The organism is Pseudomonas sp. NPDC087804 (assembly GCF_044742965.1).
GTDB classification, from domain to species: domain Bacteria; phylum Pseudomonadota; class Gammaproteobacteria; order Pseudomonadales; family Pseudomonadaceae; genus Aquipseudomonas; species Aquipseudomonas rustica.
Genome location: NZ_JBIUVN010000024.1, coordinates 47,485 through 55,792, shown reverse-complemented (window position 1 = coordinate 55,792; position 8,308 = coordinate 47,485). Strand labels below are relative to the sequence as shown.

Annotated in this window: 6 protein-coding genes; all 6 read left to right on the top strand. The window is 58.5% G+C overall.

Features of this window, described 5'->3' with window-relative positions; translation table 11 throughout:
- The coding region (locus tag ACIOMO_RS22375; RefSeq protein ID WP_401243631.1) for an ABC transporter substrate-binding protein at nucleotides 1–1,209 on the top strand (1,209 nt) is incomplete at its 5' end.
- Nucleotides 1,210–1,508: 299 nt separating this feature from the next.
- Complete coding sequence (locus ACIOMO_RS22370; protein WP_159815356.1) at nucleotides 1,509–3,107, top strand: ABC transporter substrate-binding protein; 1,599 nt, start codon at nucleotides 1,509–1,511, stop codon at nucleotides 3,105–3,107.
- Between the two features lie 174 nt (nucleotides 3,108–3,281).
- Nucleotides 3,282–4,700 carry an OprD family porin gene (locus tag ACIOMO_RS22365; RefSeq protein ID WP_212549726.1) on the top strand — a complete coding sequence of 473 codons (1,419 nt, stop codon included), beginning with the start codon at nucleotides 3,282–3,284 and terminating at the stop codon, nucleotides 4,698–4,700.
- Nucleotides 4,701–4,776: 76 nt separating this feature from the next.
- Complete coding sequence (locus ACIOMO_RS22360; protein WP_053117068.1) at nucleotides 4,777–6,372, top strand: ABC transporter substrate-binding protein; 1,596 nt, start codon at nucleotides 4,777–4,779, stop codon at nucleotides 6,370–6,372.
- A gap of 73 nt (nucleotides 6,373–6,445) precedes the next feature.
- Nucleotides 6,446–7,456, top strand: a complete 1,011-nt coding sequence (locus ACIOMO_RS22355; RefSeq protein ID WP_053117067.1) for an ABC transporter permease subunit — start codon at nucleotides 6,446–6,448, stop codon at nucleotides 7,454–7,456.
- An 11-nt stretch (nucleotides 7,457–7,467) separates the two neighbouring features.
- On the top strand, nucleotides 7,468–8,308 hold an 841-nt coding region (locus ACIOMO_RS22350; RefSeq protein ID WP_401243628.1), incomplete at its 3' end, for an ABC transporter permease subunit.

Sequence of the window (8,308 nt, the reverse complement as noted above, 5' to 3'; positions counted from 1 at the left end):
TTCACCGACATGGGGATGGACACCAACATCACCAAGATCGATAAAGTCGACGACCACACCGTCAAGTTCACCCTGAAAGAAGTCGACGCCGCGTTCATCCAGAACATGGCCATGAGCTTCGCTTCGGTGCAATCCGCCGAGTACGCTGCCCAGCTGCTCAAGGAAGGCAAAGCCGCCGACATCAACCAGAAGCCGATCGGCACTGGCCCGTTCGTGTTCAAGAGCTACCAGAAAGACTCCAACATCCGCTACACCGGGAACAAGGACTACTGGAAGCCTGAAGACGTGAAGATCGACAACCTGATCTTCGCCATCACCACCGACCCGTCGGTACGTATTCAGAAGCTGAAAAAGAACGAGTGCCAGGTCACCCTGTTCCCGCGTCCGGCCGACCTGAAAGCGCTGAAAGAAGATCCAGCACTGAAGATGCCTGACCAGGCGGGTTTCAACCTGGGTTACATCGCCTACAACGTGATGGACAAGGTCAAAGGCAGCAACGAGGCAAACCCGCTGGCTGACCTGCGCGTGCGTCAGGCGCTGGACATGGCTGTGAACAAGCCACAGATCATCGATTCTGTTTATCAGGGCGCGGGCCAACTCGCCGTCAACGCCATGCCGCCGACCCAGTGGTCTTACGACACCACCATCAAAGATGCCAAGTACGATCCTGAGAAAGCCAAACAGCTGCTCAAGGAAGCCGGCGTCAAGGAAGGTACCGAGATCGTTCTGTGGGCGATGCCGGTTCAGCGTCCATACAACCCGAACGCCAAACTGATGGCCGAAATGCTCCAGTCCGACTGGGCCAAGATCGGCTTGAAAGTGAAGATCACCAGCTACGAGTGGGGTGAGTACATCAAGCGCTCCAAAGGTGGCGAGAACCAGGCCATGATCATTGGCTGGAGCGGTGACAATGGTGATCCGGACAACTGGCTGAACGTGCTGTTCGGCTGCGACTCGCTCAGCGGCAACAACTTCTCCAAGTGGTGCGACAAGAAGTTCGACGGCCTCGTCAAAGAAGCCAAGCGCACAACCGACCAAGGTAAGCGCACCGAACTGTACAAAGAGGCACAACACGTCCTCAAAGATGCAGTCCCAATGACACCTATCGCTCACTCGACGGTGTACCAACCCATGCGCGCCAACGTGCAGGACTTCAAGATCAGCCCATTCGGCTTGAATTCCTTCTACGGCGTCAGCGTCAGCAAATAAGGCACTGCAGCGGCGACGTTTATGACGTCGCCGCTGTTTTACCTGCCGGGATGTTAGGAATTTGCCTACAGCCGATTCCGCTGCAGAGACTTGCAGTGGCGAGGCCGCGTTGCCTTTTCCTACGAGGTTTTCAGGCTTTTACGCATTTACTGCCAGGCCCACGGCTAATACCGTCGGGTTCTGACCAGTTTCTGTGTGGGCCACCGGTTTGCCGTACGTATTGGATTGAGCTCAATGCGACCACAACGTTTCAGGACGAGACGCGGCGCATTGCACAACACTAAAAAAGAGGGAGCGTCATGCGCCATACCTTGGTTTTTTCCGCATTGCTGGGCGCCGGCCTGATGGCCGCCACGTCCGCGAGTTTCGCCGCCAGCAAAAGTCTGGTGTTCTGCTCTGAAGGCAGCCCCGCGGGTTTCGACACCGCGCAATACACCACGGCCACCGATAACGATGCCGCCGAACCGATCTACAACCGTCTGGTCGAGTTCGAAAAAGGCGCGACCAACGTCGTACCGGGTCTGGCCACCAAGTGGGACATTTCCGAGGATGGTCTCAAGTACACGTTTCACTTACGTGAAGGTGTGAAATTTCATACAACGCCGTACTTCAAGCCAACCCGCGATTTCAACGCCGACGACGTGCTCTTCACGTTCAATCGCATGCTTGATCCACAACAACCCTTCCGTAAGGCCTATCCGACGGAGTTTCCGTACTTCAACGGGATGAGCCTGAACAAGAACATCGCCAAGGTCGAGAAGACCGGGCCGCTGACCGTGGAGTTCACGCTCAACAGCGTCGACGCCGCGTTCATCCAGAACCTCGCCATGAGCTTCGCCGCCGTTCTGTCCGCCGAATACGCTGACAAGCTGCTGGCCGACGGCAAACCGAGCGACATCAACCAGAAGCCGATCGGCACCGGGCCGTTCGTGTTCAAGAGCTATCAGAAAGACTCGAACATCCGCTTCACCGGCAACAAGCAGTACTGGGATCCGAGCCGGGTCAAACTCGACAACCTGATTTTCGCGATCAACACCGACGCCTCCGTGCGCGTGCAGAAGCTCAAGGCAGACGAGTGCCAGATCACCCTGCATCCGCGTCCGGCCGATGTCGACGCGCTGAAGAACGATCCGAAACTGCAACTGATCTCCAAACCGGGTTTCAACCTCGGTTACATCGCCTACAACGTACGCCACAAGCCGTTCGATCAGCTCGAAGTGCGTCAGGCATTGGACATGGCGGTGAATAAACAAGGGATTCTCAACGCTGTTTATCAAGGCGCCGGCCAACTGGCCGTCAACGCCATGCCGCCGACCCAGTGGTCTTACGACGACAGCATCAAAGACGCCGCCTACAACCCGGAAAAAGCCAAAGAGCTGCTCAAGGCTGCGGGCGTCAAGGAAGGCACCGAGATCACCCTGTGGGCGATGCCGGTGCAGCGTCCGTACAACCCGAACGCCAAACTGATGGCCGAAATGCTCCAGGCTGACTGGGCCAAAATCGGTCTGAAAGTGAAAATCGTCAGTTACGAATGGGGCGAGTACATCAAGCGCACCAAGAATGGCGAGCACGATATCAGCCTGATCGGCTGGACCGGCGACAACGGTGATCCCGACAACTGGCTCGGCACGCTGTACAGCTGCGACGCCATTGGCGGCAACAACTACTCCATGTGGTGCGATCCGGCGTACGACAAGCTGATCAAACAGGCCAAGGTCGTCACCGACCGCGACCAGCGCACCGTTCTCTATAAACAGGCTCAGCAGTTGCTGAAACAGCAAGTGCCGATCACGCCTGTCGCCCACTCGACGGTCAACCAGCCGCTGAGCACGAAAATCGAAGGGTTCAAGGTGAGCCCATTCGGACGCAACGTTTTCTCGGGTGTCAGCATCGATTAACCCAACCGATTAGCCGCAACGCTGAGGGGCCCGTCTAGCCCCTCACGCAAGCGCTTTGCCGAAATTCGCCAATCAGGCATTTGGCAAACGTTTGCGATGTGTGAATGAGTTCTAAACCAATAACCGGCCAACCCAAAAAAGCCGGCATAAAAAGAAAGTAAAGGAGCTTCACCCATGAAACTGAGCAGCACCGCGATACTGGCCTTGGCCATAAGCAGCATCACCGCAACCGCTTATGCGGAAACCCAGAGCCAGGCGTTCACCCCGGTGACGATCAACGACAAGAGCGCCCAGGCGGAAGCCACCGGTTTCGTCGAAGGTCAATCGATCAGCGGTTCGACCCGTAACTGGTACGCCAACGAGCAACTGAAGCGTGGCGCCAAGTTCGCCTATAAAAAGGACGGTCAACTGGCTGAGACCGACCGCCGGATCAACTGGGTTCAGGGCACCATCGTCAAGTACAACTCGGGCTTCACCGAAGGTACTGTCGGTTTCAGCACTGAAATCGCGGCCTACAACGCCCTCGCGCTGGAGCGTGATCGCGAGAACCTGGCCTCCGGTAATGGCGGCGCGCCGAAAACCGGCCCGGCGTCCGGCAACAACCGTACCCTGACCCACAAAGACAACGGCGACGCGGTTGATCAGTGGAGCAAACTGGGCCTGGCCAACATCAAGGCGCGTGTTTCCAACACCACCCTGACCGCCGGCCGCATGAACTTCAGCAGCCCGCAAGTCGACGTGATCGGTAACCGTGCCCTGCCTTCGAGCTTCGAAGGTGTCGCGATCCACAGCGAAGAGCTCAACAACCTGGCGTTCGACGTGGCGACCTTCGACCGCGTCTCGCCACGTTCGGAGCAGAGCCTGCAAAAATTCCGCACTGAGTACGGCAACGGCCGGGTGGAATCCGATCACGTCAACACTGCCGGTATTTCCTACCAGCCATTCGCCAGCCTGACCACCAGCCTCTGGGGCACGCAGGCCGAAGACATCTGGAACCAGTACTACTTCGGCGCCACGCACGTATTGGGCGACAGCTCGGTACTGAGCCTGACCACCGGCCTGAACTACTACAAAACCGTCGACGAAGGCAAAAAGCTGCTGGGCGAAATCGACAACGACACCTACTCGCTGTCGTTCGGCCTGACTCACCTGGCCCACACCCTGACCTTCTCGTATCAGGAAGTGAACGGTAACGAGTACTTCGACTACCTGCACGAAACCAACGGCATCTACCTGGCCAACTCCCTGCTGTCCGACTTCAACGGCCCGAACGAGAAATCCTTCCAGGTTTCCTACGGCATCAACATGGCCGAATACGGCGTGCCAGGCCTGAAGTTCAACATCTACCAGGCGCGCGGCTGGGGCATCGACGGCACTCACTACAAGGGTGGCGGTTACGACGGCGTGCAGGCGATGGACGGCGAAACCCACTATGAATACGGCATCGGTGCAACCTACGCGGTACAGAGCGGCCCGCTCAAAGCCACTACGGTTCGCGGCACTTACACCGCTCACCGTGCCAGCGAAAACCAGGCTGACGGCAGCATCAACGAGTTCCGTCTGGTGACCACCATTCCGTTCAACATTCTGTAAAACGCCTGCCGACGGCTGACTCATGATGAGTCGGCCGTTCGGCTTTTTGTCTTCAACCGATTGCAGAGGGTTATCGATGAAAATGCTTCCCCTACGTGCGGCCATCGCGGCTGCCTTGCTGAGTGTCGCTGTTGGCGTCTCGGCCAAGCCCTTGGTCGTCTGCACCGAAGCCAGCCCGGAAGGCTTCGATATGGTTCAGTACACAACTGCAGTCACGGCAGACGCTGTGGCCGAAACCATCTTCAACCGCCTGGCCGATTTCAAACCCGGCAGCACTGAAGTGATCCCGGCACTCGCCGAATCCTGGGACATCAGCGAAGACGGTCTGACGTACACCTTCCATCTGCGCAAAGGCGTCAAGTTTCACACCACCGAATACTTCAAGCCGACCCGCGACATGAACGCCGACGATGTGGTCTGGAGCTTCCAGCGTCAGCTGGATCCGAATCACCCGTGGCACAAACTGTCGAGCGTGGGCTTCCCGTACTTTGAAAGCATGGGCTTCAAAGAACTGCTGAAAAGCGTAGAAAAAGTCGACGACAACACGGTCAAGTTCACCCTGACCCGCCGCGAAGCGCCATTCCTAGCCGACATCGCGATGGCGTTCTCCTCGATCTATCCGGCCGAATACGCCGATCAGTTGCTCAAGGCTAACAAGACCGGCGACCTGAACAGCAAGCCGATCGGCACCGGCCCGTTCATCTTCCAGCGTTATGCCAAAGATGCGCAGGTACGTTTCAAGGCCAACCCGGACTACTTCCGTGGCAAGCCACCAGCCGAAGCGCTGATTCTGGCGATCGCCACCGACAACAACGTCCGCTTGCAGAAGCTCAAGGCCAACGAGTGCCAGGTCGCGCTGTATCCGAAGCCGGATGACATCCCGAGCATCAAGAAAGACAGCAACCTGAAAGTCGAAGAACTCGACGCGATGACCGTCTCGTACATCGCCATGAACACCACGCACAAATACATGAGCGACGTGCGCGTGCGTAAGGCCATCGACATCGCCTTCGACAAGGAAGCCTACGTCAACGCGCTGTTCGGCAAGGGCAACGCCTCGGTCGCGGTCAACCCGTACCCGCCGACCTTGCTCGGCTACAACCACGACCTGAAGAATCCGCCACGCGATCTGGACAAAGCCCGCGCCCTGCTCAAAGAAGCCGGCGTACCGGAAGGCACCGTGTTTACTCTGTTTACCCGTAACGGCGGCGGCCCGACCAACCCGAACCCGATGCTCGGCGCGCAAATGATGCAGGCTGACCTGGCGAAAGTCGGGATCAAAATCGACATCCGTGTGATGGAATGGGGCGAAATGCTTAAACGCGCCAAGAACGGCGAGCACGACATGGTGTCTGCCGGATGGGCGGGTGACAACGGCGACCCGGATAACTTCCTGACGCCTATGCTCAGTTGTGAAGCGGCCAAGAACGGCGAAAACTATGCACGTTGGTGCAACGAGAAATTCCAGGCACTGCTGGATGAAGCACGGGCTAAAGTAGATCCGGCCGAACGCGCCGCGCTCTACGAACAGGCGCAAGTGCTGTTTAATCAGGATCAGCCATGGATCAGCATGGCCCACACCAGGATGTTCACGGCAATGCGCAACAACGTAGAGGGTTATCAAATCAGCCCTCTCACAACCAATAACTTCGCCACCACCCAGGTGAAGTAGATAAGAAACTCCCCGCGTCCCTGACCCCAGGGACGCCGGGCACGCCTAACCGGCTGATGAGGTACTACACAAGATGTTTAGTTTTATTGCCCGCCGACTGGGGTTATTGATCCCCACGTTTTTCGGCATCACCTTGCTGACCTTCGCGTTGATTCGCATGATCCCTGGCGACCCCGTGGAAGTGATGATGGGCGAACGTCGGGTCGACCCCGAAATGCACGCTCAGGCAATGGAACGCCTAGGTCTGAACAAACCGTTGTATGCCCAGTATCTGGACTACATCGGCAAACTGGCTCAAGGCGATCTCGGTGAATCCCTGCGCACGCGAACCAGCGTATGGACCGAGTTCTCCTCTCTATTCCCGGCGACCCTGGAACTGTCCATGGCCGCCCTGCTGTTCGCCGGCATTCTGGGCCTTCTGGCCGGGGTGATTGCGGCACTCAAGCGAGGATCCCTGTTCGACCATGGGGTGATGGGCATCTCCCTCGCGGGGTATTCGATGCCGATCTTCTGGTGGGGCCTGATCCTCATCATGTTCTTCTCGGTGAGCCTGGGCTGGACGCCGGTTTCCGGGCGGATCGACCTGCTCTACGACATCGAACCGCGCACCGGTTTCATGCTGATCGACACGCTGCTGGCCGATGACGTCGGGGCGTTCTTCGACGCGCTGCATCACCTGATCCTGCCGGCCATCGTGCTCGGCACCATTCCGCTGGCGGTGATCGCGCGGATGACCCGTTCGTCGATGCTCGAAGTACTGCGCGAAGACTACATCCGCACCGCCAAGGCCAAAGGCCTGTCGCCGTCGCGCGTGGTGTTCGTCCACGGTCTGCGTAACGCGCTGATTCCGGTACTCACCGTGGTCGGCCTGCAAGTCGGCACGCTGCTGGCCGGTGCAGTCCTGACCGAAACCATTTTCTCCTGGCCCGGCATCGGTAAATGGCTGATCGAAGCCATCGGCGCCCGGGACTACCCGGTTGTGCAAAACGGCATCCTGTTAATCGCCTGCCTGGTGATTCTGGTCAACTTCGTAGTGGACATCCTCTACGGCTTTGCCAACCCACGCATCCGTCATCAGCGCTGAGGTCCAATTCAATGAGCACTCCAACTTCCTCAGTAGCGACGTCCGCCACCACCGCGGATCAAAGCCTGCTGTACCCGTCTCCGTACAAAGAATTCTGGCAAGCCTTCTCCAAGAACAAGGGCGCGGTCGCCGGCCTGATGTTCATGTTGCTGGTGATTTTCTGCGCACTGTTCGCGCCGTGGGTCGCCCCGCACAACCCGAGCGAGCAATACCGCGACTTCCTGCTGACGCCGCCGGCGTGGCTTGAGGGCGGGCAGATGCAGTTCCTGCTCGGCACCGATGAACTCGGTCGTGATTTGCTGTCGCGCCTGATTCAGGGCTCGCGCCTGTCGCTGTTGATCGGCTTGTCGTCGGTGGTGATGTCGCTGATTCCGGGGATCCTCCTCGGTCTGTTCGCCGGTTTCTTCCCGAAGATGATTGGCCCGACCATCATGCGTCTGATGGACATCATGCTGGCCCTGCCGTCGTTGCTGCTGGCTGTGGCGATTGTCGCCATCCTCGGCCCTGGTCTGATCAACACCGTGATCGCCATTGCTGTGGTTTCCCTGCCGTCCTACGTGCGTCTGACCCGTGCCGCCGTGATGGGCGAACTGAACCGCGACTACGTGACCGCTGCGCGCCTCGCGGGTGCCGGTCTGCCACGCCTGATGTTCATCACCGTGCTGCCGAACTGCATGGCACCGCTGATCGTTCAGGCGACCCTGAGCTTCTCCTCGGCGATTCTCGATGCCGCTGCGTTGGGCTTCCTCGGCCTTGGCGTACAACCGCCAACCCCTGAGTGGGGCACCATGCTGGCTTCGGCCCGCGACTACATCGAACGCGCCTGGTGGGTGGTGAGCCTGCCTGGTTTGA